The organism is Curtobacterium sp. PhB191 (assembly GCF_004346515.1).
GTDB lineage: Bacteria > Actinomycetota > Actinomycetes > Actinomycetales > Microbacteriaceae > Curtobacterium.
In genome coordinates, this window is the sequence record NZ_SMBV01000002.1 from 66,514 (window position 1) to 93,391 (window position 26,878).

Annotated in this window: 23 protein-coding genes; 18 read left to right on the top strand and 5 right to left on the bottom strand. The window is 70.9% G+C overall.

Translation table 11 applies throughout. From position 1 onward, the window contains the following. Nucleotides 1-224 precede the first annotated feature (224 nt). On the bottom strand, nucleotides 225-1,850 hold the full coding sequence (locus EDF48_RS03520) for a molybdopterin-dependent oxidoreductase (protein ID WP_131878188.1): 1,626 nt from the start codon (nucleotides 1,848-1,850) through the stop codon (nucleotides 225-227). Between the two features lie 107 nt (nucleotides 1,851-1,957). On the opposite strand from EDF48_RS03520, the gene EDF48_RS03525 reads away from it, so the two are divergent. Continuing rightward, a complete protein-coding gene (locus tag EDF48_RS03525; protein ID WP_131878190.1) occupies nucleotides 1,958-2,665 on the top strand; it encodes a hypothetical protein in 708 nt (235 codons plus the stop codon). A gap of 96 nt (nucleotides 2,666-2,761) precedes the next feature. On the opposite strand, the gene gndA is transcribed toward EDF48_RS03525, so the two are convergent. After that, nucleotides 2,762-4,219: an NADP-dependent phosphogluconate dehydrogenase gene (gene gndA, locus EDF48_RS03530; protein ID WP_131878192.1), complete on the bottom strand. Its 1,458-nt coding sequence runs from the start codon at nucleotides 4,217-4,219 to the stop codon at nucleotides 2,762-2,764. 109 nt (nucleotides 4,220-4,328) lie between these two features. On the opposite strand from gndA, the gene EDF48_RS03535 reads away from it, so the two are divergent. The 3 genes from EDF48_RS03535 to EDF48_RS03545 all read left to right on the top strand — a co-directional run bounded on the left by EDF48_RS03535 (nucleotide 4,329) and on the right by EDF48_RS03545 (nucleotide 5,690). After that, entirely contained in the window at nucleotides 4,329-4,868 is a 540-nt protein-coding gene (locus EDF48_RS03535) for a gluconokinase (protein WP_131878194.1), read from the top strand. A gap of 244 nt (nucleotides 4,869-5,112) precedes the next feature. Next, nucleotides 5,113-5,316, top strand: coding sequence for a ribbon-helix-helix protein, CopG family (locus EDF48_RS03540; protein WP_185002705.1), 204 nt, complete (start codon nucleotides 5,113-5,115; stop codon nucleotides 5,314-5,316). Then, on the top strand, nucleotides 5,313-5,690 hold the full coding sequence (locus EDF48_RS03545) for a type II toxin-antitoxin system death-on-curing family toxin (protein WP_123340626.1): 378 nt from the start codon (nucleotides 5,313-5,315) through the stop codon (nucleotides 5,688-5,690). The genes EDF48_RS03540 and EDF48_RS03545 overlap by 4 nt, the downstream gene beginning before the upstream one ends. Before the next feature lie 39 nt (nucleotides 5,691-5,729). Here EDF48_RS03545 and EDF48_RS03550 read toward each other — a convergent pair whose 3' ends face one another. Beyond that, nucleotides 5,730-6,326 (bottom strand): class I SAM-dependent methyltransferase, encoded by a 597-nt coding sequence (locus EDF48_RS03550; protein ID WP_131878196.1) that lies wholly within the window; start codon nucleotides 6,324-6,326, stop codon nucleotides 5,730-5,732. 77 nt (nucleotides 6,327-6,403) lie between these two features. Here EDF48_RS03550 and EDF48_RS03555 point away from each other — a divergent pair, with 77 nt between their 5' ends. Further along, nucleotides 6,404-7,207: a sugar phosphate isomerase/epimerase family protein gene (locus EDF48_RS03555; RefSeq protein WP_165932309.1), complete on the top strand. Its 804-nt coding sequence runs from the start codon at nucleotides 6,404-6,406 to the stop codon at nucleotides 7,205-7,207. Here the strand turns inward: EDF48_RS03555 and uxaC are convergent. Beyond that, nucleotides 7,197-8,636 (bottom strand): glucuronate isomerase, encoded by a 1,440-nt coding sequence (gene uxaC, locus EDF48_RS03560; protein ID WP_131878200.1) that lies wholly within the window; start codon nucleotides 8,634-8,636, stop codon nucleotides 7,197-7,199. The genes EDF48_RS03555 and uxaC overlap by 11 nt on opposite strands. 74 nt (nucleotides 8,637-8,710) lie before the next feature. After that, entirely contained in the window at nucleotides 8,711-9,709 is a 999-nt protein-coding gene (locus EDF48_RS03565) for a LacI family DNA-binding transcriptional regulator (protein ID WP_111084911.1), read from the bottom strand. Between the two features lie 230 nt (nucleotides 9,710-9,939). Between EDF48_RS03565 and EDF48_RS03570 the strand changes: the two genes are divergently transcribed. The 13 genes from EDF48_RS03570 to mfd all read left to right on the top strand — a co-directional run bounded on the left by EDF48_RS03570 (nucleotide 9,940) and on the right by mfd (nucleotide 26,761). Next, nucleotides 9,940-11,295, top strand: coding sequence for an extracellular solute-binding protein (locus tag EDF48_RS03570; protein ID WP_131878202.1), 1,356 nt, complete (start codon nucleotides 9,940-9,942; stop codon nucleotides 11,293-11,295). Continuing rightward, nucleotides 11,295-12,311 (top strand): sugar ABC transporter permease, encoded by a 1,017-nt coding sequence (locus EDF48_RS03575; RefSeq protein WP_131878204.1) that lies wholly within the window; start codon nucleotides 11,295-11,297, stop codon nucleotides 12,309-12,311. The genes EDF48_RS03570 and EDF48_RS03575 overlap by 1 nt, the downstream gene beginning before the upstream one ends. Then, on the top strand, nucleotides 12,308-13,267 hold the full coding sequence (locus EDF48_RS03580; protein ID WP_165901164.1) for a carbohydrate ABC transporter permease: 960 nt from the start codon (nucleotides 12,308-12,310) through the stop codon (nucleotides 13,265-13,267). Before EDF48_RS03575 ends, EDF48_RS03580 begins: the two co-directional genes overlap by 4 nt. A gap of 85 nt (nucleotides 13,268-13,352) precedes the next feature. Further along, complete coding sequence (locus tag EDF48_RS03585; protein ID WP_131878206.1) at nucleotides 13,353-14,192, top strand: sugar phosphate isomerase/epimerase family protein; 840 nt, start codon at nucleotides 13,353-13,355, stop codon at nucleotides 14,190-14,192. After that, the gene (locus EDF48_RS03590) at nucleotides 14,189-15,394 is read left to right on the top strand and encodes a Gfo/Idh/MocA family oxidoreductase (protein WP_131878208.1); all 1,206 of its coding nucleotides are present in this window, start codon (nucleotides 14,189-14,191) and stop codon (nucleotides 15,392-15,394) included. Before EDF48_RS03585 ends, EDF48_RS03590 begins: the two co-directional genes overlap by 4 nt. Then, nucleotides 15,391-16,278, top strand: a complete 888-nt coding sequence (locus EDF48_RS03595; RefSeq protein ID WP_131878210.1) for a sugar phosphate isomerase/epimerase — start codon at nucleotides 15,391-15,393, stop codon at nucleotides 16,276-16,278. Before EDF48_RS03590 ends, EDF48_RS03595 begins: the two co-directional genes overlap by 4 nt. Next, nucleotides 16,275-17,579, top strand: a complete 1,305-nt coding sequence (locus EDF48_RS03600; protein WP_131878212.1) for a mannitol dehydrogenase family protein — start codon at nucleotides 16,275-16,277, stop codon at nucleotides 17,577-17,579. Before EDF48_RS03595 ends, EDF48_RS03600 begins: the two co-directional genes overlap by 4 nt. Beyond that, complete coding sequence (manD, locus tag EDF48_RS03605) at nucleotides 17,576-18,928, top strand: D-mannonate dehydratase ManD (protein WP_131878214.1); 1,353 nt, start codon at nucleotides 17,576-17,578, stop codon at nucleotides 18,926-18,928. Before EDF48_RS03600 ends, manD begins: the two co-directional genes overlap by 4 nt. Nucleotides 18,929-18,943: 15 nt before the next feature. Beyond that, on the top strand, nucleotides 18,944-19,855 hold the full coding sequence (locus EDF48_RS03610) for a hypothetical protein (protein WP_131878216.1): 912 nt from the start codon (nucleotides 18,944-18,946) through the stop codon (nucleotides 19,853-19,855). 402 nt (nucleotides 19,856-20,257) lie between these two features. Beyond that, nucleotides 20,258-21,625, top strand: coding sequence for an RbtT/DalT/CsbX family MFS transporter (locus tag EDF48_RS03615; RefSeq protein WP_243698025.1), 1,368 nt, complete (start codon nucleotides 20,258-20,260; stop codon nucleotides 21,623-21,625). Between the two features lie 199 nt (nucleotides 21,626-21,824). Then, the gene (locus tag EDF48_RS03620) at nucleotides 21,825-22,457 is read left to right on the top strand and encodes a 50S ribosomal protein L25/general stress protein Ctc (protein WP_123294728.1); all 633 of its coding nucleotides are present in this window, start codon (nucleotides 21,825-21,827) and stop codon (nucleotides 22,455-22,457) included. A 30-nt stretch (nucleotides 22,458-22,487) separates the two neighbouring features. Continuing rightward, the gene (gene pth, locus EDF48_RS03625) at nucleotides 22,488-23,072 is read left to right on the top strand and encodes an aminoacyl-tRNA hydrolase (protein ID WP_123294729.1); all 585 of its coding nucleotides are present in this window, start codon (nucleotides 22,488-22,490) and stop codon (nucleotides 23,070-23,072) included. Nucleotides 23,073-23,152: 80 nt separating this feature from the next. Next, nucleotides 23,153-26,761, top strand: a complete 3,609-nt coding sequence (gene mfd / locus EDF48_RS03630) for a transcription-repair coupling factor (protein WP_131878218.1) — start codon at nucleotides 23,153-23,155, stop codon at nucleotides 26,759-26,761. Nucleotides 26,762-26,878: the final 117 nt, after the last annotated feature.

Consider the following 26,878-nt stretch of genomic DNA (forward strand, 5'->3'; position numbering starts at 1 on the left):
CCGCACGGGCTCGACCCGCACGAGTTCGACCCGCACGGGCTCGACCCGCGCGGGTTCGGCCGGCGCCTGGTTCGCCGGCCGGTCGCGACACGCCGCTCACTTCCGCCGAGGTCGCACAGACGGCCCTTCGAACGCTCGACATGCCGAGATCTCGGAACCTCGACGACCAGCGGACGGCGCGCCGCACGGCCCCACCCGACGCCCCCGAACCGCGCCGGCCCGCGCTACTTCGCGTCGACCGTCACCGACGCCCAGCCCGAGGCCCCGTTCGGCGCGGGTGGCCGCTCGACGCTCGTCTGCACCTCGCCGTCGGCGCTCACCGCGCGGACCTCGATCCGGTGCGACCCCGCGGTCGGCGTCCAGCGCAGCACCCACTGGCGCCAGGTGTCCGCCGACACCGAGTCCGCGAGTTCTGCCTGCTGCCACGCACCCGAGCCGACTCGGACCTGCACGGCCTTCACCCCGGTGTGCGGCTGCCAGGCGACCCCGGCGATGGCGACCTGCTCGCCGACGGTCACGGTCGTCCCGTTCCGTGGGGTGTCGATGCGCGACTCGAGCTTCACAGGCCCGCGTTCCGACCATCCTCGCGGCGTCCAGTAGCCCTGCGCATCGGCGAAGCGCGTGACCTCCATCTCGGTCACCCACTTCGTCGCCGACACGTACCCGAACAGCCCGGGCACGACCATCCGCGCCGGGAATCCGTGCTCGGTCGGCAGCGGTTCGCCGTTCATGCCGATGGCGAGGAGCGCGTCGGTGCCCTCGTCCTGCAGGACGTCCAACGGCGTCCCGGCGGTGAACCCGTCGATGCTGCGGGACAGCACCATGTCGGCGTCCCCGGTCGGCTTCGCGCGGGCCAGCAGCTCCCGGATCGGGTACCCGAGCCAGAGCGCGTTGCCGATCAGGTCGCCGCCGACCTCGTTGGACACGCAGCTCAGGGTGGCCATGTGCTCTTCCAGCGGCAGGGCCAGCAGCTCGTCCCACGTCAGCGTGATCTCGTTCTCGACGGCGCCGTGGATGCGCAGGCTCCAGTCACCCGGATCGATGGAGGGGACGCGCAGCGCGGTGTCGATCCGGTAGAAGTCGGCGTTCGGTGTGACGTACGGCGTGATCCCGTCGACGTCGAGCGAGGCGCCGCCCGGCACGGCCGGTGCGGGCGTCGCCGCCGCGGGCAGGCGCACGGCTCGTCGGGCAGCGGCGACCGCCTGCATCGCGGACGACCCCACCCGGGAGGCCGTGCCCACCACGACCGCGACCGCTGCGGTCGTGACACCCCAGACCAGGAACGCGCGGCGCTCGGTCGAGGCCGGTCGCGGTGACGCCGACGGGACGGCCGCTGCGGCCTCCCAGCGCCGGAGCCGGCGGAGCAGCAGCCGCAGGGTGATCACGGCGGCCGCCACGCCGAACACGGTGGGAGCGCCGTCGAACGTGCCGCTGCCGGAACGGGTGCTCACCGCGATGAGCGCGAGCACGCCGCCGACGGCGAAGACGAGCGCCCCGAAGGGCGGCCGAGCGCGCTCGAGGACCCCGGCCCCGGCGCTGATCGCCGCGACGATGACGGTCATGAGCGCGAAGAGTGCGACCTTGTCGCCGGTGCCGAACAGGGCGACCATCAGGTTCTTTGCCCCCGCCGGTGCGAGGTCGATCACGGCGGACCCGACGGCCACCAACGGACTGCCGGCACCACCGAGGAGCAGCGCCCCGAACTCGGCGATCCCGAGGAAGGCGGCGGCGGCCACGAGACCGACGGCCGCAGCGAGGACCGCGGGCCGGCGGAGCGGGGCTCCGGCGGGGCGTTCGTCCGTCGATGGGTCGTCCGGCGTCGGGACGTCCGTGGTGCGTTCGGTGGTCACCGCCCGAGCGTAGGTCGCCCGGCCGCTCGTCCGCTGTGCGTGCGGTTCCCCGGGCGTTCACCGACCCCGGCCAGCACCTGCCGATCGGGCCGTGCGAGGATCGGGGTGTGCCGAGGCGTCCAGATCCAGTTCCGCGCCCCGGCCGCGCCCGCCGCTCCGACCGCACGCCGATGTCGGCGGCGCAGCGCCTGTCCACGTTGCGGTGGGTGATCGTGGGCATCTGGGCAGCGCTCCTCACCGCGCGGATCATCGTCGTCGCGACGGCGCCCGACGTGGACCTGTCCTGGTTCGGGATCGTCGAGTTCGGTGCGATCGCGCTGGGCGTCACGGTCATCGTGGTCGCGGTCTTCCGTGCCGCTGCGGTACGTCGCCGGCACGCTGACGAGGCCCTCGCGCTCGCCATCCGCCGCATCGACCCCACGGTCTGGCTCGTGCCGGCGGCTCCGACGACCGAACTGCGCGACGCGATCGCCGAGGTCCGGCCGGAGGTGAGCCTCGGTGCCCGTGTGACGTGGGCGTTCGGGGCGACCGAGGCCTCCCTGTGGGAACTCGACGACCGCAAGGCCACACGGTTGCTCGTGGTCCGGTGGAGCCGGGTGGTGCACGTCGGGATCGAGGACGTCCACGGCGACGGTGACCGCGCCGATGCCCGTCGGGCGTGCGCGGTCGCGATCCACTACGTCCGGCCGGACGACACCCCGGCGGTCGCGACCTTCTTCGTGCGGACGGCTCCCGGCTCTCGTCGGCTGCTCGGCCGCGGACAGCGGCTGGACCGGCTCGTCGCCGACCTCGCGCGCGAGCGCATCGTCGCCTGAACCGAGCACATCGTCGTGACCGAGCGCACTGCTGTCGGACGTGGGAAGGGCCCCGCCGATCGGCAGGGCCCTTCGAGGGTGCGGTCGTGCCGCGGTCTAGTGGGTGGACGGTTCCTGGTCGACCTCGCGGCGGTCGTCGTCGGACCACAGCGTGTGGAAGGTGCCGTCCTTGTCGATGCGCTGGTAGGTGTGCGCGCCGAAGAAGTCGCGCTGCCCCTGGATGAGCGAGGCGGGCAGCCGCTCGGAGGCGAGCGAGTCGAAGTAGGACAGCGCCGACGAGAAGCCCGGCGCGGGGATCCCCGACGCGGCGGCGATCCCGACGATGCGGCGCCAGGCGGCTTCGCCCTCCTGCACGGCGTTCGCGAAGTACGGGTCGACCAGCAGGCTCTCGAGCGAGGGGTTCTTGTCGTACGCCTCGACGATGCGGTTGAGGAACTGGGCACGGATGATGCAGCCACCCCGCCAGATCTTCGCCACGTTGCCGAGGTTGATGTCCCAGCCGTACTCCTTGGCCCCGGCGATGATCAGGTCGAAGCCCTGCGCGTAGGCGACGACCTTCGAGGCGTAGAGCGCCGCGCGGACGTCGTCCTCGAAGCCGTCGGGGACCTCGGCGATGTCGGGCCGGTCCGGGAACGCCTGCTGCACCGAAGCCCGCTGCGACGGCTTCGACGACACCGCGCGGGCGAACACCGCTTCGCCGATGCCGGAGACCGGGATGCCGAGTCCGACCGCGTTCTGCACGGTCCACACGCCGGTGCCCTTGGAACCCGCTTCGTCGCGGATGACGTCGACGAGGGGCTTGCCGGAGTCGGCGTCGCGCTGCTTCAGGACCTCGACCGTGATCTCGATCAGGTAGGACTCGAGGTCGCCGCCGTTCCACTCCTGGAACACCTTGACCAGGTCCTCGACGGAGAGCCCGCCGACGCGGCGGAGCAGGTCGTAGGACTCGGCGATGAGCTGCATGTCGGCGTACTCGATGCCGTTGTGCACCATCTTGACGAAGTGGCCGGCGCCGTCGGTGCCGATGTGGGTCACGCAGGGCTCGCCCTCGGCGACCGCCGCGATCGACTTGAGGATGGGGCCCAGGGTCTCCCAGGCTTCCTTCGAGCCGCCGGGCATGATCGACGGCCCCTTGAGCGCGCCCTCTTCACCACCGGAGATGCCCGTGCCCACGAAGTTGAGACCCTTCTCGCGCAGGTCGTGCTCACGCCGGATCGTGTCGTGGAAGTTGGCGTTGCCGCCGTCGACGATGATGTCGCCTTCCTCGAACTTCTCGGCGAGCTGCGAGATCACGGCGTCGGTGCCCTTGCCGGCCTGCACCATGATGATCGCCGTGCGCGGCTTCGAGAGCGAGGCGACGAAGCCGTCGATGTCCTCGGACGCGATGAAGCCGGCGTCGCCGTGCTCCTTGATGAGTTCTTCGGTGCGGGCGTAGGTGCGGTTGTACACCGCGACCGTGTTGCCTTCACGCGACGCGAGGTTGCGTGCGAGGTTCGACCCCATGACGGCGAGGCCGATGACCCCGATGTTCGCCTGACCAGTGCTGTCTGCCACGTCGTCTCCTTTGTCCGGACGTGAGACCAACCTACGGTCGGCGCCCTGGGACCGCACGGGTGTTACGGCAACTGGGGACCACTGTTCACCCCGTCAATACTGTGGAGGGATGACCGACACCGCTGTCCTCCCACCCGTCCTCGTCATGGGCGTCTCCGGTTCCGGCAAGTCCACCATCGGGCAGGCGCTCGCCGACGCGCTCGCCGAGCAGGGCCAACCGACCGTGTTCGTCGACGCCGACGACCTGCACCCGGCCGCGAACAAGGAGAAGATGCGGCAGGGCATCCCCCTCACCGACGACGACCGCTGGCCGTGGCTCGACGCCTGCGCCGCGCGGATCGCCGCCGTCGAGACGTCCGGGAGCCGCTGCGTGATGGCCAACTCCGCCCTCAAGCGCGTCTACCGCGATCGGCTCCGGCAGTCGGCGCCGGGCCTCGTCATCGCGTTCCTGGACGGCTCGCACGACCTCATCGCCGAGCGGCAGGCGCACCGGCACCACGAGTACATGCCGTCGTCGCTGCTCGACTCCCAGTTCGCGACGCTCGAACGGCCGCAGGCCGACGAGGCCGCCGTCGACGTCTCCATCGACGGGCCGGTCGACGACACGGTGACGACGATCCTCGCGGCGCTGTCGGTCACTTCCGGCTGAGCCTCACTTCTCCACAGTGAAGTCCTCGCAAGGGATCGTCCACAACCTCTCCCAGGCCTTCCCCCGGCGGAGAAGCGACCGCGCAACACTCGGATCATGACAGTGAACAATCCAGTGACAGGTCGCATCAAGCCGCCACGCGTCGACCCCACCATCGAGATCGACGTCGACGCCTCGAGCGAAGGGACGCCGGTCGGTGCTGCTGATCGATGACCGTGGTATCAACTGTGATACCGTCCTGCGCATGGCCATGACCCTTCGACTGGACGATGCCGAGGCGGCTGCGCTCCGAACCCGGGCCGACCTCGAAGCCCGATCGATGCAGGACATCGCGCGGGAAGCGATCCGCGAGTACATCGAGCACCACAGCCGACGTGACCTCATCGACGGGGTCCTCGACCGCGAGTTGCCGAACTTCGCCGAGGCGCTCGAGCGACTCGGACGATGATCCACCTGACGATCGACGAAGCGCTGCACATCGCTCGGCGGACGTTGGGGCCGGACTTCGTCATCCGAGATGCTGGACTCCTCGAGGCCGCGGTGGCCCGACCAGCGACCTCGGTCGGTGGACGCGACGCCTATCCGTCGTTGCTCGAGAAGGCGGCAGCGCTCGTGCACTCCGCGGTTCGGAACCATGCACTCGTCGACGGCAACAAGCGCCTGGGGTTGATGCTGCTGGTGGTGTTCCTCGGGGTCAACGGGCTTCGGTTGCGCGCGACGAACGACGAGGCGTACGAACTGATCATCGCCATCGCCGAGGGGGAGTTGGACGCGGTTGCGGACATCTCCGCGGTGCTGCAATCGCTGGTTGCTGAAGCCTGAACGACGGCTTCAGCGGATGGCACCGCCGGCTGAGGCACCTCACCGCCGCTTCGCGCGGATGGCAGCGTGCGGCCGCTGTCCCTGATCGACCCGGGCCCGGACGTCCACCACGTCGAACCCGTGGTCGTCGAGGACCTCCGCCAGCGCGCTCGTCGGCCACCGGTACGCCGTGACGACCGCGTGGTCGAAGGACTCGATCCAGGGCCCTTCGAAGAACCCGACCAGCAGGCCGCCGCCCGGCCGGAGCACCCTGCGGAACTCGGCGAAGACCTCGCCGACGCAGGACGGATCGTGGTGGATCACGGAGTACCAGGCGAGCACCCCGTCGACGCTGCCGTCGTCGAGACCGGTGGACTCGATCGCGCCCAGGCGGAAGTCGACGCCGTCGTGCGCGCGTCGTGCGTGCTCGACGAAGGGTGCGACCGCGTCGATGCCGATCACCGCGTGCCCACGATCCGCCAGGTGTGCGGCCCAGTGCCCCGGCCCGCACCCTGCGTCGAGGATGCGAGCCCCGGATCCCGACGCCCAGGCCTCGACCTGAGTCCGGTCCTCGTCGTGGACGGCCGACATCGATCCGAGGACCTCCGCGTACTCGCCCGCACGGTCGCCGTACGCAGCGGTGACGTCGAGGTCCATCGTCCGACCGTACCGGCGCCGGTGGCAACGGACGGCAACAGTCGCCGTCGGGACCTCGGACGAGTTGCATGGACCGCATGTCGTCCAGCGGACTCGGCGTCGTGGCCGGGGCAGAACTGACCGAGGTGGTCCGCCGCGCGGGCGCCGACCACGTGGAGCCGACGATCGCCGGCAACCTCGCGGTCCAAGACGGAACGGGGTGGCGGCGGAACGAGGTCTACGCCGGCCAGCGGTTCCCGTCCTTCGCCATCCTGGTGCCCGGCGACCTCCCGCTGCTGACCACGGAGCCCGGGACGGTCCGGTCCTACTTCGAGTCGGTCCTGCCGATCGTGCGGTCGGTCGCGGAACCGGGCGCGACGATCGTCTTCGGGTCGGGGACCGCTCGGAACGCTCCCGACGGCATGGCGGGCGACGACGCCCTGCGCCGGTTCGGCGAGGTGGTCCGGACCGCACGCGATGTGGCCGCCGCGAACGACCTGCGCATCGTGGTGGAACCCCTGAGCCGCGCGGAGACGAACGTCCTGCACACAGTCGATGCGACGGTGTCGTTCCTCGACGGTGCAGCCCTCGACGGTGTCGGCGTCGTCGCCGACCTGTTCCACATCCGGAACGAGGGCGAGTCGTTCGAGGTCCTGCGGCGCCACGGCGACCGGATCGGGCACGTCCACCTGAGTGACCCGGACCGTCGGCCCCCCGGCACGGTCGACGACGTCTGGCGCGAGTTCCTCGCCGCCGTGCACGACGGCGGGTACCGGGGCGCCGTCTCGCTCGAGTGCCGGTGGGCGCCCGACGCCGAGACGGCCGAAGCCGAGATCCGTTCCGCGCTGGAACGCGTCCGCAGCGTCACAGCCCCGGCCCCGGCCCGCACCGCTACAGCTTGAACGTCGCCCGCGGGATGTCGGACACGATCCGCCGTGCGGTGCGGACGGCGTCCTCTTCCGAGATCTCGTGCGTGACGACGAGCGACGCCAGGTACGCCGCGTCCGCACGCCGCGCCATGTCGTGCCGCGCGGGGATGGAGCAGTACGCCCGGGTGTCGTCGATGAACCCGGAGGTCTTCGTGAACGACGCCGAGTCGGTGATCGCGGAGCGGTAGCGGCCGATCGCCGCCGGGGTGTCGATGAACCACCACGGTGCTCCGGCGTACACGGCGGGGTAGAAGCCGGCGAGCGGGCCGATCTCGCGCGAGAAGACGGTCTCGTCGACGGTGAACAGCACGAGGTGGAAGCCCGGCGCGGTGCCGAAGGACTCCAGGAGCGGCCGCAGCGGCGTGGTGAAGGAGCCGACGGCGGGCAGGTCGTGGCCGGTGTCCGGGCCGAAGCGTTCGAGCGTCGGCGCGTGGTGGTTGCGGATGACGCCTGGGTGCAGCTGCATGACGAGGCCGTCCTCGACGCTCATCTCGGCCCAGCGGTAGAGCATGTCGCGCCGGTACGCGGTGGCGTCCGCCTCGGAGACGGACGACGGGTCGCGGAGCGCCTCGGCGTGGATACGCTCGCGCGACGTGGCGGACAACGGCGACGATCCGGCGTCGAGCACCCCGGTGTCCGTGGCGGTCGCGCCGTGCTCGATGAAGTACTGGCGACGTGCGCGGAGTGCTGCCAACAGCCCTGCGTGGGTACCCGTGTCGATGCCGGCGGCTTCTCCGACGGACGCGACCACGGGCCTCCAGTCCGGCCGCGACGGGTCGAACACGGCGTCCGCGCGGAACGTGGGGACCACCCGGCCGGTGAACGTGGGGTCCGCGGCGAGCTGCGCGTGCGCGGCGAGGTCGTCGGCAGGGCCGTCGGTGGTGGCGAGGACCTCGATGCCGAAGGTGTCGAACAGGGCGCGCGGGCGGAAGGCCGGCGACGCCAGCAGGCCGGCGATGTGGTCGTACTGGGCGTCGGCGTTCGCCGCCGACGGCTGCTCCGTCAGTCCGAAGACGTCGTGCAGCTCGGTCTCGAACCAGTAGCGGACGGGGGTGCCGAGGAAGTCGTCCCAGTGGTCCGCCAGGTTCCGCCAGATGGCGCGACCGGGAGGCACGGGGCTGGTCCCCGACAGGTCGGCGCGTCCCAGCGCGGCCAGGTCCACCCCGTTCGCGTGCAGCAGGCGGAGCACGTAGTGGTCGGGCGTGATGAGCAGCGACGCGGGGTCGCTGAACGGCTGGTCGGCGGCGATGAGCGCCGCGTCGACGTGGCCGTGCGGGGAGATGATCGGTGCGTCCTTGACGGCGTCGTAGACGGTCCGTGCCACCTGACGCGCGCCGGGGTCGGCGGGCAGCAGCCGGTCGGGGTGCGGGGCGAGACGGGTGGCGGTGCTGGTCTGGGTCATCATCGACTCCTTCGAGAACGGTACGGACGGCGAGGCGCGGCGGGGCCGGCGGGTGCAGCGGGCGTGCGCCGGTGTCAGGCGGGCGCGGGACCCGTCGACTCCCGGACGGTCAGGTGGGTGGGCAGTGCGACGGCGCCGGTCATGTGCTCACCGGGCAGCTCGTCGGCGGGGATCGCACCGAGCCGGCCGAGCAGCATCCGGATCGCGACCCGGCCGGCGCGTTCGATCGGCGAGGTCATGGTGGTGAGCGGCGGGTTGCAGAAGTCGGCACCGAAGATGTCGTCGCAGCCGACGATGCTCATGTCCTCGGGGACGCGGACGCCCCGTTCCCGCAGCCGCGCGAGCATGCCGATCGCGATCAGGTCGTTGAAGGCGATGCAGGCGGTGGCGCCCGCGTGCACGGCGGCGTCGGCGGCTGCGGCTCCGGAGTCGACGAACGGCGCGTGCGGCCCGATGCGGGCGACGCGGACGCCGAGGCGCTTCGCGACGCGCACGAGCGCCTTCCACCGGCGTTCGTTCGACCACGAGCTGTCCGGACCGGCGACGTAGAGCACGTCGCGGTGGCCCAGGGAGACGAGGTGCTGCACGGCCTGCTCGACGCCGCCGGGGGTGTCGATGAGCACCGAGGGCACCCCGGCGGGGCGACGGTTGACGACGACGAGGGGGATCCGCTCGGCGAACCGGGCGATCTGCGCGTCGGACAGCCGTGAGGCGGTGAGGACGACACCGTCGGCCTTCGCGCCGATCGAGCTCAGGGTGGCGAGCTCGGCGTCGGCGGACTCCTCGGTGTCGACGAGCAACTGCGTCCACCCGGCGCCGGCGAGCTGGTGCTGCGTGCCGCGGATGACGTCGAAGTAGAACGGGTTCGTGATGTCGGAGACGAGCACGGCGACGGCCCGGGTGCGGCCGGACGTCAGAGCGCGTGCCTGCGAGTTGGCGACGTAGCCGAGTTCGCGGGCCGCGCGTTGGATGCGCTCCTGCGTGGTGTGGTTCACGCGGTCGGGCAGCGAGAGCGCGCGGGACACGGTCGACGGGGCCACGCCGGTCGCGTCGGCGATGTCCCGGATGGTCACGCGTCGGGCAGCGCTGAAGCCGGCCCCGGCGCTCGTGTCGGCGCTCGCGTCGGATCGCGTACCGAAGCCGCTGCCGGCGCCGGAGACGTCGATGTCTGTGTCGCTCACGAGGCCGAACGTATTCGCGTCTGGCAACAAGTGGCAACCGGTTGCCGGATGTTGCCAACGGCGGAACAGTGGTGCCACCGGGCAGCGCCGCCCGGAGGAGGTCTCGAGGAGGAAGCCCCCGGATGAACAGAACACGGCTGAAGCCCCGCACCCTCGTCGGTGCCGTCGCGGTGATCGCCCTCGCCGCTCTCTCCCTGCAGGGCTGCGCCGTCGTGAACGGCAGCGGCGACGACCCGAACACCCTCCGCGTGATGATGGGCGCGGACACCACGTACCCCAAGGAGCGCAAGCAGTGGCAGCAGGACACCGCTGCCGAGTTCAAGCGCACCACCGGTGCGGACATCCAGTGGGAGACCTACTCGTCCGCGCAGGAGGAGTTGACCGCGATCCAGACCAGCGTCATCTCCGGCCAGGGCCCCGACGTCTACGCCATCGGCACCACGTTCACCCCGACCGCCTACGCCACCGGTGCCTTCGTCGAGATGGGATCGAAGGAGTGGCAGGCCATCGGCGGCAAGGACCAGTTCGACCCGGCCTCGTTCGGCATCTCGGGTCCGAGCGACTCGAAGCAGATCGGGATCCCGTTCGCCAGCCGTCCGTTCGTGATGGCCGTCAACAAGGACCTGCTCGCGAAGGCCGGCATCACCGACATGCCGACCACGTGGGACGAGCTGACCGAGGACGCGAAGGCCACCACCGGTGACGGACGGCACGGCCTGGCGATCGCCTACGCCGACGGCTTCGACCCGTGGAAGTTCGTGTGGGGCATGGCGCAGAACGCCGGCAACACCATCGTCGACGGCTCGAAGGCCGAGATCGACAGCGACGCCGTCGAGAACGCGTACCGGACCTACTTCGACTGGGTCACGAAGGACGGCGTCGTCGACAAGGCCGCGATCGGCTGGAACAACGCGCAGGCCCTGGCCCAGTTCACCGAGGGCAAGGCCGCGTTCTTCCCGATGACGACCACCACCGCGATCAACTCGTTCAAGGACACCAAGGTCGACGGCAAGTACGAGTTCGCCCTGCTCCCCACCGTCCCGCCGGGGGCCAGCGAGCGCCCGGCCGACGGCATCGAGGCCGCGAGCATCCTGTCCGGTGACAACTGGGTGGTGGCCGACTACGGCACGAAGCAGCAGCTGTCCTTCGACTTCGTCAAGCAGCTCAGCGCACCGAAGGCGCAGCTCGAGTACTACGACCTGTTCGGCAACCTGCCGACCAACGCGTCCGCCGCCGCTGACCTGGCGGCCGACAACCCGCAGCTCAAGCCGATCATCGACGCGGGCCGCCTGTCGAAGCCCACCGCCTTCACCGGCGCCTGGTCCGACATCCAGCTCGCCCTGGTCGACGTGGTCGTGCAGTCGATCCCGTCGCTCAAGAGCGGCGAGGTCACCGACGACCAGCTCCGCAAGCGTCTGCAGGACGCCCAGAAGGACGCCCAGTCCACCCTCGACCGTCAGAAGAACGGAGGTCTGTGATGACCAGCACCCAGACCAGACCGCCGCAGCGCACGGAGCAGACGGTCCGCCCGCACGGCACGACGCCGCTGTACAAGAAGGAGCGTCCGCTCTGGATGCTCATCCCCGGCGGGGTCCTCATGCTCGCCGTCATCGTGGTGCCGCTCCTGGTGGGCTTCTACATCGCGATGCTCGACCTGGACCAGTACACGCTGCGGCAGTGGTTCAGCGCCCCCTTCATCGGCTTCGCGAACTTCACCGAGGCCTTCACGAACTCGCCCCTGCTCCACTCGATCTGGATCTCGGTGTCGCTGTCCGTCCTGGTCACCGCGGTCACCGTGCCGATCGGCGTCGCGGCCGCGATCTCGACGCAGAACCGGTTCCCGGGGCGCGGCCTCGTCCGGTCGATCTACCTGATCCCGTACGTGCTGCCCGCGTTCGTCGTCGGCACGTTCTTCCGCACGATGCTGCAGCCGCAGGGCGTCGTGAACTCGATCCTGCACACCGACGTGCTCTGGCTGAACGGCTCCGCGTCGTACTGGGCGCTGGCCGGCGTGATGATCTGGACGAGCTGGCCGTTCGTCTACCTGCTGTCGCTCGCCGGGCTGCAGGCCGTGGACAACGAGGTGCACGAGGCCGCCGAGCTCGACGGGGTGACCTGGTGGGCGAAGCTGCGCTACATCATCTTCCCGTACCTGCGCGGCCCGCTCAGCCTGGCGGTGATCATCGCGATCCTGCACAACATCAACAACTTCACCCTGCCGTTCGTGCTGTTCGGCATCCCGCTGCCGTCGAGCGTCGAGGTCATGCCCGTCCTGACGTACATCGCGAGCTTCCAGTCGTTCCGCTTCGGTCTGTCCGCGGCCATGGCGATCTGCTCCCTCGTGATCGTCGCCATCCCGCTGTTCGTCTACCTGCGAGCCGTCAAGCTCGACACCGGTGACGATGCGGGCCCCAACCGGAAGCAGCGCCGCGCCGACCGCGCCACGCTCGCCGCCGCCCCGACCGCCGCCGACATCGACGGAGCACGAGCATGAGCGCCCAGAGCACATCCTTCGCCGGCACCACCCGGACCCGCCCGACGTCGACCTTGACCGAGAGCATCACCGCACCCGGTCGACGCCACAAGCGCCCCTACGACACCGACGTCACCCGGCTCCTGCCCCGCTGGCTGCTCATCGTGGTGATCGCGATCATCATCGCGTTCATCGCCGTCCCGGTCCTGTACATCCTGTTCGGCTCGGTGAACTCGGACGTCGCGGTCGCCCGCGGCGAGTACTTCCCGTCCGAGTTCACGCTGTCGAACTACGTCGAGATCTGGTCCACGGTCGCCCTCGGCGAGGGGCTGGTCAACTCGATGCTCACCGCCGGCGCGGTCGCCATCGCGAGTGCGGCGCTCGCCGTGTCCACCGCGTACGTGCTGGTCCGGTTCCGGTTCCTCGGCCGCCTGACCATCCTGCGTGGGCTCCTCGCGCTGCAGTCGATCCCCGGCACGCTCCTGCTGCTGCCCGTGTTCGTGGTGTTCTCGAACATCGCCAGCGCCACGGGCGTGCAGATCATCGGCACCCGCTGGGGTCTGTTCGTCACCTACCTGACGTTCGCCCTGCCGTTCTCGACCTGGGTCATGGTCACCTACCTGCGTGGTCTGCCCAAGGAACTCGAGGAGGCCGCCCGCATCGACGGCGCCTCGAGCACGAAGATCCTGACGAAGATCGTCCTGCCGCTGTCGTGGCCCGGCATCGTCGTCTCGGCGATCTTCGCCTTCCTGCTCGGCTGGAACGACGTCCTGTTCTCCACGATCATGACGACCCCGAACACCCGGACGGTGGCCGTGGTCCTGCAGGTGCTCGGCACCGCGCAAGAGGGCGGTGCTGTCCCGATCTACGGCCAGATGATGGCCGCCTCGATCGTCTGCGCCGTGCCGGTCGTCGCCCTGTACCTCATCTTCCAGCGCTACCTGGTGGGCGGTCTGACGGCCGGCTCCGTCAAGTGAGCGCGGCAGTCACCGCAACCCAGAACCGGACTGGAGGCCCGTGGCGGCCCCGCCACGCGCCTCCCGTCCGACACGAAAGGACACCATGACCGACCAGCCCACGTGGGAACTCTCCGGCTTCGGCGACGAGATCGACTCAGACCCCGTCGTCCAGGTCGCGGTCCTGCAGGCGCTCGGCGCGAGCGCCATCGAGGTCCGCAGCGCCTGGGGCGTGAACGTCGTCGACCTCGACGAGGACCAGCTCGCCGGACTCCACCGCCTGCTCGAGGAGCGCGGACAGACCGTGTCCGCCATCGCCTCGCCGATCGGCAAGGTCTCCGTCGACGAGCCCGTCGAGCACGAGGTCGGACGGCTCGGTCGCGCGATCGCCGCCGCGCACGCCCTCGGCACCACGAACATCCGGATCTTCTCGTTCTACTTCGAGGGCCGGCAGCCGGAGGACGTCCGCGACGACGTCCTCGTCCGGATGCGCGCCCTGGCCGACCTCGCCGCACGCGAGGGCGTGACCCTGCTCCACGAGAACGAGAAGGACATCTACGGCGACGTCCCCTCGCGCGTGCTCGACATCGTCGAGAGCGTCGGGTCCCCGGCGCTCCGACTGGCCTGGGACAACGCGAACTACGTGCAGTGCGGCGTCAAGCCGTTCACCGACGGGTGGGCGCAGCTCGCGCCCTACGTCGACTACCTGCAGGTCAAGGACGCACTGGCCGCCGACTCGTCGGTCGTCCCCGCGGGCGAGGGTGACGGCGAACTGCTGCAGACCCTCACCGCGCTGCGCGACGCCGGGTACTCCGGCTACGCCTCGCTCGAGCCGCACCTCAGCGACTTCACCGCCCTCGGCGGGTTCTCCGGCCCCGCGGCCTTCGGTCGTGCCGGTCGTGCCCTCCGCACCCTCACCGACCAGATCGGAGTCACCCTGCGATGACCACCCCACTGAAGTTGGCAGTCGTCGGCGCCGGCGTCATCGGACGCCACCACGCCACGGTCGCCGTCCACCACCCGGACCTGCAGGTCGTCGCCCTCGTCGACGCGATCCCCGCCGCCGCCACGAGCGCCGCCGACGAGATCGAGGCGATGGGCGTCACCCGCCCCGTCACGACGTCCACCATCGAGGAGGCGATCGCGCAGACCGACATCGACGTCGTCGCGATCTGCTCGCCCTCCGGCATGCACGTCCAGCTCGCCGAGACCGCCCTTGCCGCCGGCAAGCACGTCGTCATCGAGAAGCCCCTCGACACCACGATGCCCCGGGCCCGGCAGATCGCCGCGCTCGCCGCAGCGGCACGCGACCGTGGACTCGTCACGAGCGTCATCAGCCAGCACCGCTTCGACCCGGCCTCGGCCGCCGTCGCCGCAGCCGCCCACGACGGCGGATTCGGCACCGTGACCTCCGGCCTGGCGAGCGTCGCCTGGTACCGGTCGCAGGGCTACTACGACTCCGGTGACTGGCGTGGCACCTGGGCGCTCGACGGTGGTGGCGCCGTGATGAACCAGGGCGTGCACACCGTCGACCTGCTCGTCTGGGCGCTCGGCCGTCCGGTTGAGATCTCGGCCCAGACCGGGCTGCTCGCGCACGACCGCATCGAGGTCGAGGACACCGCCGTCGCCACCGTCCGGTTCGCCGGCGGCGCGCTCGGCGTCATCCACTGCACGACCGCCGCGTACCCGGGCCTCTCCGCCCGCTACGCCGTGTACGGCACGCACGGGTCGGCGATCGTCGACGACGACCGCCTGGCGTACTTCCACATCGCACCCGACGCCGCGACGCTCGAGTCCGCGTCGACCACCTCGAACGCCTCGGCGGTCGCGGGCGCGGTCGACCAGAAGGGCGACGTCGTCCCGCCGGAGCACGTCGTCGGCGGCCCTGCCGAGCCCGACCACTTCGCGGCAGGGCACGGTCGGCAGTACACCGACATCGTGGCTGCGATCCGCGAGGGCCGTGCGCCCGGCGTGACCGTCGACGCGGCACTCGTGTCGCTCGCCACCGTCCGCGGGCTGTACGTCAGCGCGACGCTCGGGCAGCCCGTCCGGATCGACGACGTGATCGAGGGCAAGTACGACGACGTGGTGCCCGTGGTGGGCGCTGCAGCAGCGTCCGACACCGCCACCGAAGGGGCCACCCGATGAAGTTCTCCGTGTTCACCGCCTCCACCCCCGACTGGACCCCGTCGCAGGCCGCTTCGACGCTGGCCGAGCAGGGCTGGGACGGCGTCGAGTGGCGCATCGTCGACGACCGCCCCGCGGACGGCGCCGTCGTGCCCGCCGGTCGCTCGTTCTGGGCCGGCAACAACTCCACGTGGCAGTTCACCGGCATCCAGGACCAGGTCGGCGAGATCGCGCGGATCACCGACGCCGCCGGCCTCGAGTACTCCGGCATCGGCGGGTACCAGCAGGCGTCGGACCACGAGGGCGTCGAGACGATGCTCCGCGTCACGAGCGAGCTCGGCGCCCGCCAGGTCCGCGTCTCGATGCCGATGTACCGGCAGGAGAAGGAACGCACCGGCGAGACGTACGGGCAGATCTTCGACCGCACCCGCGCCGACCTCGAGTGGGTCGTGACCCGGGCGACCGAGCTCGGCGTCAAGGCGCTCGTCGAGCTGCACCACATGACGATCACGCCCTCGGCCTCGGCGGCGCTGCGGCTCGTCGACGGCCTCGACCCGGAGCACATCGGCGTCATCCACGACCTCGGCAACCTGGTCATCGAGGGGCAGGAGGACCACCTCGCCGCGTTCGAGCTCCTCGGCCCGTACCTCGCGCACGCCCACGTGAAGAACGCCCGCTGGGTCGACACCGGCGACACCCGCGCTGACGGCAGCACGATCTGGCAGAACGAGTGGGCGCCGCTGCGCACCGGGCAGGCGTCCGTCTCCGAGTACCTCGACGCCCTCCGCCAGGTCGGTTACGACGGCTGGGTCACCATCGAGGACTTCTCCACCGACCTGCCCCTCGAGGCCCGCACCGCCGACAACCTGGCGTACCTGCGGTCCCTCGTCCCGGTGTCGGCATGACCGATCGCCGACCGGGCATCGTCCACCTGGGGGTGGGTGCGTTCGCGCGCGCCCACCTCGCCTGGTACACCGCCCACACCACTGGGGAGCCGTGGGGCATCACCGCCTTCACCGGCCGCTCGCCCGCGGCGGCGGACGCCCTCACCGCGCAGGACTGCCGGTACACGCTGGTCACGCGTGCTGCGTCCGGCGACGACGCCGAGGTGGTCGACACGATCGTGGCCGCCCACCCGGGCAGCGACGACACGGCCTGGAGGCACGTGGTCGCGTCCCCGGAGACCACCATCGTCACGCTGACGGTCACCGAGCAGGGCTACCGGTCCGGTTCAGACGTCCCGGCCCGGTTGGTCGCGGGGCTCGACGCCCGGCGGACGGCCGGCGGCGGGCGCATCGCGCTGGTCAGCCTCGACAACCTGACGCACAACGGCGCGGTGCTGCGCGAGGCCGTGCTGGGCGCCGCCACCGACCCCGGACTGCGCGCGTGGATCGAGGCGAACGTCTCGTTCCCGTCGTCGATGGTGGACCGGATCACCCCCGCGACCACCGACGCCGACGTCGAGGGCCTCGCCGTCCTGCCGGGAGCGCTCGCCGGCGACCGGGTGCCCGTCGTCACCGAGCCGTTCGCGGAGTGGGTGCTCGAGGACGCCTTCGACGGGATCGACCGCCCCGCGTGGGAGACCGCCGGCGTGCGCATCGTCGACGACGTCACCCCGTACGAGCAGCGGAAGCTCTGGCTGCTGAACGGCTCGCACTCGCTGCTCGCGTACCTCGGGCTCCAGCGCGGGCACGAGACCGTCGCCGCGGCCATGGACGACCCGGTGTGCCGTGCCGCCGTCGAGCAGCTGTGGGACGAGGCCGCCCGCGAACTGCCGCTGCCGTCCGACGAGGTCGCCGCCGCCCGCACTGCCCTGGAGGACCGGTTCGCGAACCCGCGCATCCGGCACACCCTGCGGCAGATCGCCTCCGGTGGATCGCAGAAGCTGCCCGTCCGGGTCGTCGACGTCGTGCGGCACCGCCTCGAGCGTGAGCCGTCCGCCGGCATCGGGCCCGGCGCCGCGACCGCGATCGCCGCGTGGTGGCTCCACGTCACGACGCAGCCCGACCTCGTGGACGACCACGGAGCCCCCGGGGCAGACTCGGACGTGCGCGACGTGCTGCGCGTCATCGCCCCCGACCTCGACACCACCGACGTGGTCGACGCGATCACCGCAGCGGCCGACGACATCCGAGCGGCGGGCACCGCCGCACGCACCACGACCAGCACCGCCCGAACGAGCACCGACGAAGGAGTCCACGCATGACCGACACCACCACGAACCCCGCGGCCCCGGTGCCGGGCGCCGCCGACACCGGCGCGGCGACCGGGCACACCTCCGGGCGTCCGGACACGTGGGCGTCGGCCGACCGCGGCCAGCTCGTCGAGCGTGCCGAGGTCATCGTCACCAGCCCGAACCGGAACTTCGTCACGCTGAAGATCACGACCGCCGACGGTGTCACGGGCCTCGGTGACGCGACGCTGAACGGCCGCGAGCTCGGTGTCGCCGCGTACCTGTCCGAGCATGTCGTGCCGCTGCTGATCGGCCGCGACGCCAGCCGCATCGAGGACGCCTGGCAGTTCCTGTACCGCTCGTCGTACTGGCGCCGCGGCCCGGTCACGATGGCGGCGATCGCGTCCGTCGACATGGCGCTCTGGGACATCAAGGCCAAGGTCGCCGGCATGCCGCTGTACCAGCTGCTCGGTGGTGCCTCGCGCACCGGGCTGATGGCGTACGGGCACGCCTCGGGCAAGGAGCTCCCCGAGCTGTTCGACTCGATCCGCGAGCACCAGGAGGAGGGCTACCGCTCGATCCGCGTGCAGACCGGCGTCCCCGGCCTCGAGAGCATCTACGGCATCGCGTCGAACAAGACCACCGAGGGCAACGAGGGCGTCCGGTACGACTTCGAGCCGGCCCAGCGCGGAGCCTTCCCCGCCATGGAGGACTGGGACACCCGCGCCTACCTGCGCCACGTGCCCACCGTGTTCGAGGCCGTCCGGAACGAGTTCGGACCCGAACTGCCGCTCCTGCACGACGGGCACCACCGGATGACCCCGCTGCAGGCCGCGAAGCTCGGCAAGTCCCTCGAGCCGTACGACCTGTTCTGGCTCGAGGACTGCACCCCCGCCGAGAACCAAGAGGCACTCAAGCTCGTCCGGCAGCACACCACCACGCCGCTCGCGATCGGCGAGGTCTTCAACACGATCTGGGACTTCAAGGACATCATCCGCGACCAGCTCATCGACTACGTCCGCGGAGCCGTCACGCACATGGGTGGCATCTCCCCGCTCAAGAAGACGATGGACTACGCCGCGATGTACCAGATCAAGTCCGGGTTCCACGGGCCGACCGACATCTCGCCCGTCGGCCTGGCCGCCCAGATGCACCTCGGGATGGCGATCCACAACTTCGGCATCCAGGAGTACATGCAGCACGGCCCGCAGACGAACCAGGTGTTCCAGCAGACCTTCACTTTCACCGACGGCTACCTGCACCCCGGTGACGAGCCCGGCCTCGGGGTCAGCCTCGACGTCGACGAGGCCGGCAAGTACCCGTACGAACAGGCCTACCTGCCGTTCAACCGCCTGGCCGACGGAACGGTGCACGACTGGTAGCGGCAAGCTGTGGGTGTGGAGTTCGCAGAGGTCGCCCGGGAGCTGCTGCTCGTCGCGCCGGGGGACTTCGTCGCCGAGCGCACGGCTCGCCAACGCGCGGTCCGGAAGGACGACCGGTCCCTGGCGGCGGCGATCGGGAAGCTCCGGAAGCCGGCACCGGCAGCGTGGGTCGTGGACCTGCTCGCGCACGACGGCGCCCTCGACGACGCGGTCGACCTCGGGCCAGCCCTCCGCAAGGCCCAGGCCGACGCCGACCCCGGCGAGATCCGGACACTCCGACAGCAACGCTCCGAGGTGATCGAGGCGCTGGCGCAGGCCGGGGCCGACCTCGCCTCGGACGCCGGACACCCCGCGACGTCGGCCGTGCTCGACCAGGTGCGCGCGACGATCGCGGCGGCGATGGCCGACCCGCACGCCGGAGCCGCCGTGCGGTCGGGGCTGCTCGTGACGCCGCTGGAGAGCGTGGGGTTCGACGCGGTCGACCTGGACGGGGCGCTCGCGGATCCGGACGCGGTGCCCGACGCCTGGTCCGGCAGCGATGCCCCACCCATCCCGATCACCCAGGCGAGGGGCGCGCGGAAGGCGAGCCGTGCCTCCCGGTCGACGGAGGCGGAACCCCAGGACGGACCGGAGCCGGACGCCCAGCCCGAGCCGAAGCGTGACCCGGCCGCTGAGCGGAAGGCCGCACGCCAGGCGGAGACCGCCGCCCGGAGCGAGTCGCGCGACGCCGATGCCGCACTCGACGCCGCGGAGGCGGACCTCGAGCAGGCCGAGGAGCGTCGGGCCGACCTGCAGCGCGAGCTCGATCGGGCGACCGCGGAGATCGAGGCCCTCGAACGTGCTCGCGACGCCGCCGAGGCCGCGAGCAACGACGCCCGCGAGCTGCTGGCGGCCGCGCAGGAGTACCGGCGCAGCCTCGGTCGCTGAGCCTCGCGGAGCGTTCCTTCCCATCACGCGCGCGATGGAAGGTCGAATCGGGCGTACTCGGCCAAAAGGAACGACCACCTACGCCCGGAACGACCCACTACGCCCGGAACGACCGCCTCCGCGCGGCACGACCGCCGATCGTTACACAACAGTTGTCGTTCTTGACGAGCAGCGTTGGAGCGGTCTAACGTCGGACACCATGCTTCGGGCCGGCGATGGTCCGCCGGGATCCGTCTCCGCATCAGCACGGGGCGCCCCGGGTACAGGACTCGCATCATCGCCGACGCCCCGACCGCCCGCAGCCACTGCGCGGGCGGTCGGGTGCGTGGCGCGCGGCGCACCCCGGAGACATGCCGCGATGCCGGGTCGAGCACTCCGGGGCCCCTCCAGGAGAGACGACACATGTCGGAACCCCGCACCAACCGCACCACGACCATGACCCCGCCGAACGGCGTGACGACCGCCCCACCTGCCACCGCACCACCGTCTGCCGGGCGCGAGGGCCTCATCGCCCGCCTCGGCATCCCGCACCCGCTGCGCTGGGGCTTCCTCGGTGTCCTCGTCTTCATGACGGGCGACGGCATCGAGTCGAACTTCATCGCTCCGCACATCGCCGCTGCCCTCGGCTCGGGCGGTACGGACAGCGCCGCGATGGTCATCGGCATCTACGGCGTCGCCGTCCTCGTGGCGTCCTACTTCGCCGGCGTGCTCTCCGAGCTGTGGGGCCCGCGCCGCGTCATGACGATCGGGGCCGTCCTGTGGGTGGTGTTCCAGGTCGCGTTCCTCGCGGCACTGCCCACCGGGTCGGTCGGGCTGATCGCCCTGACGTACTTCCTGCGCGGACTCGGCTTCCCGCTGTTCGCCTTCTCGTTCCTCTGCTGGGTGAACCACACCGTGGCGCGGGACCGGAACGCCACGGCCGTCGGCTGGTTCTACGTCGTCTTCACCGGTGGCCTGCCGACGCTCGGCTCGCTCATCGCGATCGGCAGCATCCCCGCGTTCGGTGGCGGCCACACGGGTGAGACGTGGTCGATGGCCCTGTCGCTCGTCCTGGTCGTGGCCGGCTGGGTGATCATCCGGTTCGGCGTGCACGAGCGGACCGGGCTCGGCCGCATCGCCCCGCGCTCGCACTCCGCCGCACGGGTCATCGCCAGCGGCATCGAGGTCTGCATCACGCGCCCCAAGGTCCTGCTCGCCGTCCTGATCCGGCTCGTCAACACGGCGCCCGAGTTCGGCATGTTCGTGATCATGCCGGCGATCATCGGTACCGAGCTCGGGTGGGGCCAGTCGAAGTGGCTCACGATGACGGTGATCGTCTACGCCGGCAACATCCTGTTCAACGCCTTCTTCGGCGCCCTCGGCGACCGCATCGGCTGGATCCGCACCGTCAAGTGGTTCGGCATCGGCGCCTCGGCGATCGGGCTGCTGGCCTGGTGGTACGTCCCGCACCTGGTGCCGGCCGGTTCCGAGTGGGGCTTCTGGCTCGCCACCGCCGCGGGGACGGTGTTCGGCATCATGCTCGCCGGGTTCACACCCATGGGCGCGATCGTCCCCGCCTTCGCCGGCGAGGAGCGTCGCGGTGCCGCGATGGCGATGTACGCCACGGCGGCCGGTGGTGCGACCTTCCTCGGCAACGCCGTGGTCAGCGCCGTCCTGCCGTGGGGTGGCCCCGGTGGCGTTGTCTGGACGTTCGTCGGCCTCTACGTCCTCGCCTTCGTGGTGCTGTCGTTCCTCAAGGTGCCGAAGGAAGCGGTGGCCGCGGGGCACTGAGGCACGACACGCCCGGCGGGTGCTGGTAGAGTCGGTGATTGACTTCGGCGAGGGCCGCGACAGCGGCCGTGATCGACGCGGTGGGAGACCCGGCCCAGCCCAGGGAACGTTCCTCACGCGTGCACGCGTTCGAGTTGCAACACCACAGACCCCCACGATGCCGGACCGCCGGTGTCGACCCCCGAGACCAGGAGGCACCATGGCCGACTACACGAAGCTCGCAGCGGACGTCCGCACCAAGTTCGGCAAGGGTGCAGCGCGCAAGCTCCGCGCCGCCGACAAGATCCCGGCAGTGGTCTACGGCCACGGCACCGAGCCGAAGCACATCTCGCTGCCCGGTCACGAGACCATGCTGCTCGTCCGTACCGCCAACGCGGTCGTCGACCTCGACATCGAGGGTGCTGCCCAGCTCGCCCTCGTCAAGGACGTCCAGCGTGACCCGGTGCGCCAGATCATCGAGCACATCGACCTCGTGGTCCTGCGCCGCGGCGAGAAGGTCACGGTCGACGTGCCCGTCGTCATCGAGGGCGAGTCCTTCTCCGGCACGATCCACGTGCAGGACCTGAACACCGTCTCCCTGCTGGTCCTCGCGACCGACATCCCGGAGCACGTCGTCGTCGACGTCGAGGGCCTCGAGGACGGCAAGCAGATCACGGCCGCCGAGCTCACCCTCCCCGAGGGCGCCGAGCTCGAGACCGACGGCGAGGCGCTCGTCGTGCAGATCGTCACCCCGCGTGGCACCGCTGACGACGACGCTGCGGACGAGGCCTCGGCCGAGGCCGGTGCCGAAGCCGGTGCCGAGGGCGGCTCCGAGCCGGTCGACTCCGAGTAACACCCCCTTCGAAGGCATCTGGTCGACGCTGTGGCGGATCGAACGCTGGTCGTGGTCGGACTCGGGAACCCCGGGCCCGACTACGCCGGCAACCGTCACAACGTCGGCCAGATGGTCCTCGACGAACTCGCGTCCCGCATGGGTGCGCGGTTCAAGAAGCACAAGACGCCGAACCAGGTCGCCGAAGGGCGCCTGGTGCCCGGCGGACCGCGCCTGGTGCTCGCGAAGCCCGGCTCGTTCATGAACACCTCGGGCGGACCGGTCTCGTCGGTCCTCGGGTTCTACAGCGCCACCCCAGCTGACCTCGTCGTCGTGCACGACGAGCTGGACCTGCCGTTCGACACCGTCCGCCTCAAGGGCAGCGGGGGTCACGGCGGGCACAACGGGCTGCGCGACATCATCAAGGCCACCGGCACGAACGAGTTCATGCGCGTGCGCGTCGGCATCGGTCGTCCCCCCGGTCGTCAGGACCCCGCCGACTACGTGCTGCGTGACTTCTCGGCAGCCGAGAAGAAGTCGCTGCCCATCCTGCTGGCCGACGCCGCGGACGCGGTCGAGGCGATCGCCGAGGTCGGACTCGTCGCCGCGCAGCAGCGGGTGCACGCACCGTCCTGACCGCGCTGGTCGATCCCGCCCGTGTTCGCCCGTCGCGCACCACGCGGGCGGTGTCGGTGGGGGCCGGTACCATCTCCTGAGTGACGATCTCGGGCATCATCCCTGCGCTCTCGCGCGCCTCCGCGTTCGATCGCGTGCTCCGCGCCGCGCCTCGTGACGCCGACTTCTCGGTCGTCGACGGCCTGCGGGTCCCACTGCTCGGGGCGCTGCTCGCCGAGCGGAACGGGCCGCAGTGCGTGCTCGTCATCACGGCGACGGGGCGTGAAGCCGAAGCGGTCCGCGACGCCCTCGGCAGCTACGTCCCCGACGCCGACGTCCTCGAGTTCCCGGCGTGGGAGACCCTGCCGCACGAACGGCTCAGCCCGAGTGCCCAGACCGTCGGCACCCGCATCGCGACGCTCCGCAGGCTCGCGTCGTGGTCCGCCGCCGACGCCACCGATCGCCGCACCACCATCGTCGTGGCGAGCGTCCGCGCAGCGCTGCAGCCGATCGCCGCCAACCTGACCTCGCTCGCGCCCGTCGTGCTGCGCACCGACTCGCGCGGCAACGACCTGGCCGCCATCGCCGCGAAGCTCGTCGACATGGCCTACGCCCGCGTCGACCTCGTCACGCGGCGCGGTGAGTTCGCGGTGCGCGGCGGCATCCTCGACGTCTTCCCGCCCACCGCCGACCACCCCGTCCGCGTCGACTTCTTCGGCGACGAGATCGAGGCCGTCAAGGCGTTCTCGGTCGCCGACCAGCGCACGACCGAGGACGACCTCGGCTCGGTCGAACTCACGGCCTCGCGCGAACTCCTGCTCAGTGACGACGTCCGGCAGCGGGCGCGCGAGATGCTCCACGAGTTCCCGAACCTGTCCCAGATGCTCGCGAAGATCGCCGAGGGGATCCCGGTCGAGGGCATGGAGTCCCTCGCCCCCGCGCTCGTGCAGGACCTCGTCCCGATGACGTCGTACCTGCCCGAGGACGCCACCATCGCGGTGTTCTCGCCCGAGCGGGTGAACGGTCGCGCGAACAGCCTGGCCGAGACGAACACCGAGTTCCTGCAGGCCGCGTGGAGCGCCGCGGTCGCCGGGGCCCAGGCGCCGATCGACCTCGACGCCGGCAACTTCCTGACGGTGCAGCAGCTCAAGAACACCCGCGGCCAGCGCACCTGGTGGACGGTGTCGCCGTTCGACTCCGGTCTCGACGAAGGCGACACCGCGCGCGTGCTCACCGACGCCGAGGCAGCAGCCGAGGCGGGGGAGTACATCCGCGTCCGAGCCGAGGCAGTACCGAGCTTCGCGGGCAGTGCCGACGGCGCGATCGCGCACGTCAAGGCGCTCACCGATGACGGGTGGGCGGTCGTGGTGACCGCCCAGGGCCAGGGTCTGGTCGAGCGGGCGGTGCAGGTCCTCGCCGACGCCGGGGTCGCAGCCCGTGCCGAAGCCCTGCCCACGCCTCCCGAACCGGGTGTCGCCATCGTCACGACGGCCACCGTCGAGCACGGCTTCGCCATCCCGGATCCGCGCATCGTCGTCCTCAGCGAAGCGGAGTTCTACGGCCGGAGCGTCCAGCAGGGCGCGCGCACCGTCAAGAAGCTCGCGAGCCGTCGCAAGAACGTGGTCGACCCGCTGCAGCTCAAGCCGGGCGACGTCGTCGTGCACGCGACGCACGGCATCGGCAAGTTCGTGGAACTGGTGAGCCGCGAGGTCAGCTCCGGCGGCCGCAACGCGGTGAAGACGCAGCGCGAGTACCTCGTGCTCGAGTACGCGCCGTCGAAGCGGAACTACCCCGGCGACAAGCTCTTCGTCCCGACCGACCAGCTCGACCAGCTCTCGCGGTACGTCGGTGGCGAGTCCCCGACCCTGTCGAAGATGGGCGGTTCGGACTGGTCCGCCGCCAAGTCGAAGGCCCGCAAGGCCGTCCGCGACATCGCCGTCGACCTGGTGAAGCTGTACTCGGCGCGGATGGCGTCGAAGGGGCACGCGTTCGGCCCGGACACCCCGTGGCAGCGCGAGCTGGAAGAGGCGTTCCCGTTCGCCGAGACCGCCGACCAGCTCACCACCATCGACGAGATCAAGCGCGACATGGAGCGGCCCATCCCGATGGACCGCCTGCTCTCCGGTGACGTCGGCTACGGCAAGACCGAGGTCGCGATCCGCGCCGCGTTCAAGGCGGTGCAGGACGGCAAGCAGGTCGTCATGCTCGTGCCGACGACGTTGCTCGTCCGCCAGCACATGGAGACGTTCCAGGAGCGCTTCGCCGGGTTCCCCGTGCACCTGCGCGCCCTGAGCCGGTTCCAGTCCGAGAAGGAGTCGAAGGAGACCATCGCCGGGCTCGCCGACGGCACCGTCGACATCGTCATCGCGACCCACCGAATCCTGTCGCAGGGCATCACCTTCAAGGACGTCGGGCTCGTCATCATCGACGAGGAGCAGCGGTTCGGCGTCGAGCACAAGGACCAGCTGAAGAAGTTCAAGACGAACGTCGACGTCCTGGCGATGTCGGCGACCCCGATCCCACGCTCGCTCGAGATGGCGGTCACCGGGATCCGCGAGATGTCGACCCTCGCGACCCCACCCGAGGACCGCCACCCCATCCTGACCTTCGTCGGGCCGCAGTCCGACCTGCAGGTGGCCGCCGCGATCCGCCGCGAGCTCCTGCGCGAGGGCCAGGTGTTCTACGTGCACAACCGCGTGCGGGACATCCAGGGCGTCGCCGCGCACCTCGCCGAGATCGTGCCGGACGCCCGCATCGCCGTGGCACACGGGCAGATGTCCGAGAGCACCCTCGAGCAGGTCATGGTCGACTTCTGGGAGCGCCGGTTCGACGTCCTCGTGTCGACGACGATCATCGAGACCGGCCTCGACATCGCGAACGCGAACACGCTGATCATCGACAAGGCCGACAAGTACGGGCTGTCGCAGCTCCACCAGCTGCGTGGTCGTGTCGGCCGAGGGCGCGAGCGCGGGTACGCGTACTTCCTGTACGACTCCGAGAAGCCCCTGTCCGAGACCGCACAGGACCGCCTCGAGACCATCGCGGCGAACAACGAGCTCGGCGCGGGCATGCAGGTCGCCATGAAGGACCTCGAGATCCGCGGCGCCGGCAACCTGCTCGGCGGCGAGCAGTCCGGGCACATCGCGGGCGTCGGGTTCGACCTGTACCTCCGGATGATCGGCGAGGCCGTCTCGCAGTTCCGCGGTGACGTGGCCGAGGGGCAGACCGAGCTCCGACTCGAGATCCCGGTGGACGCGCACATCCCCGAGGACTACGTCGAGTCCGAGCGGCTCCGGCTCGAGGCGTACCAGAAGCTGTCAGCGGCCTCGGCCCCGACGGCCCAGCAGGACGCCATCGACATGGTGCTCGACGAGCTCACCGACCGCTACGGGCAGCCGCCGCAGGCCGTGCAGACGCTGGTCGAGGTCTCCCGCCTGCGTCGGATGGCGCAGCAGGTCGGCCTGTCCGACGTCGTGGTCATGGGCTCGAACCTGCGCGTGGCGGGCAAGGAGCTCGCCGACTCGTCGCAGGTGCGGCTCAAGCGGATGTTCCCGGGCGCGAAGTGGTTCCCGCAGCAGAACGCGGCGAGCATCCCGATGCCGCGTCCGCACGACCAGGCGCTGCCGGACGACGCCCTGATCCAGTGGGTCGAGAGCATCCTCACCGCCGTGTACGGCGCGACGACGCCGGCGGAGGCGCCGGCCGCGTAAGGGGTGCAGTGGTCGCGAGCGGCGACGGACAGGAGGCACGGTGCGGGCTGGCACCGTGCCTCCCGTCCGCTCGTGGGCGCGTCCACCGCGCGCACGCTGTCCGCGACGATCCACGCG

Coding starts and splice junctions, on each gene's coding strand:
- EDF48_RS03535 (WP_131878194.1), top strand. CDS start 4,329: ATGACCGACACCGCTGTCCTCCCACCCGTCCTCGTCATGGGCGTCTCC.
- EDF48_RS03540 (WP_185002705.1), top strand. CDS start 5,113: ATGGCCATGACCCTTCGACTGGACGATGCCGAGGCGGCTGCGCTCCGA.
- EDF48_RS03545 (WP_123340626.1), top strand. CDS start 5,313: ATGATCCACCTGACGATCGACGAAGCGCTGCACATCGCTCGGCGGACG.
- EDF48_RS03550 (WP_131878196.1), bottom strand. CDS start 6,326: ATGGACCTCGACGTCACCGCTGCGTACGGCGACCGTGCGGGCGAGTAC.
- EDF48_RS03555 (WP_165932309.1), top strand. CDS start 6,404: ATGTCGTCCAGCGGACTCGGCGTCGTGGCCGGGGCAGAACTGACCGAG.
- uxaC (WP_131878200.1), bottom strand. CDS start 8,636: ATGACCCAGACCAGCACCGCCACCCGTCTCGCCCCGCACCCCGACCGG.
- EDF48_RS03570 (WP_131878202.1), top strand. CDS start 9,940: ATGAACAGAACACGGCTGAAGCCCCGCACCCTCGTCGGTGCCGTCGCG.
- EDF48_RS03575 (WP_131878204.1), top strand. CDS start 11,295: ATGACCAGCACCCAGACCAGACCGCCGCAGCGCACGGAGCAGACGGTC.
- EDF48_RS03580 (WP_165901164.1), top strand. CDS start 12,308: ATGAGCGCCCAGAGCACATCCTTCGCCGGCACCACCCGGACCCGCCCG.
- EDF48_RS03585 (WP_131878206.1), top strand. CDS start 13,353: ATGACCGACCAGCCCACGTGGGAACTCTCCGGCTTCGGCGACGAGATC.
- EDF48_RS03590 (WP_131878208.1), top strand. CDS start 14,189: ATGACCACCCCACTGAAGTTGGCAGTCGTCGGCGCCGGCGTCATCGGA.
- EDF48_RS03595 (WP_131878210.1), top strand. CDS start 15,391: ATGAAGTTCTCCGTGTTCACCGCCTCCACCCCCGACTGGACCCCGTCG.
- EDF48_RS03600 (WP_131878212.1), top strand. CDS start 16,275: ATGACCGATCGCCGACCGGGCATCGTCCACCTGGGGGTGGGTGCGTTC.
- manD (WP_131878214.1), top strand. CDS start 17,576: ATGACCGACACCACCACGAACCCCGCGGCCCCGGTGCCGGGCGCCGCC.
- EDF48_RS03615 (WP_243698025.1), top strand. CDS start 20,258: ATGTCGGAACCCCGCACCAACCGCACCACGACCATGACCCCGCCGAAC.
- EDF48_RS03620 (WP_123294728.1), top strand. CDS start 21,825: ATGGCCGACTACACGAAGCTCGCAGCGGACGTCCGCACCAAGTTCGGC.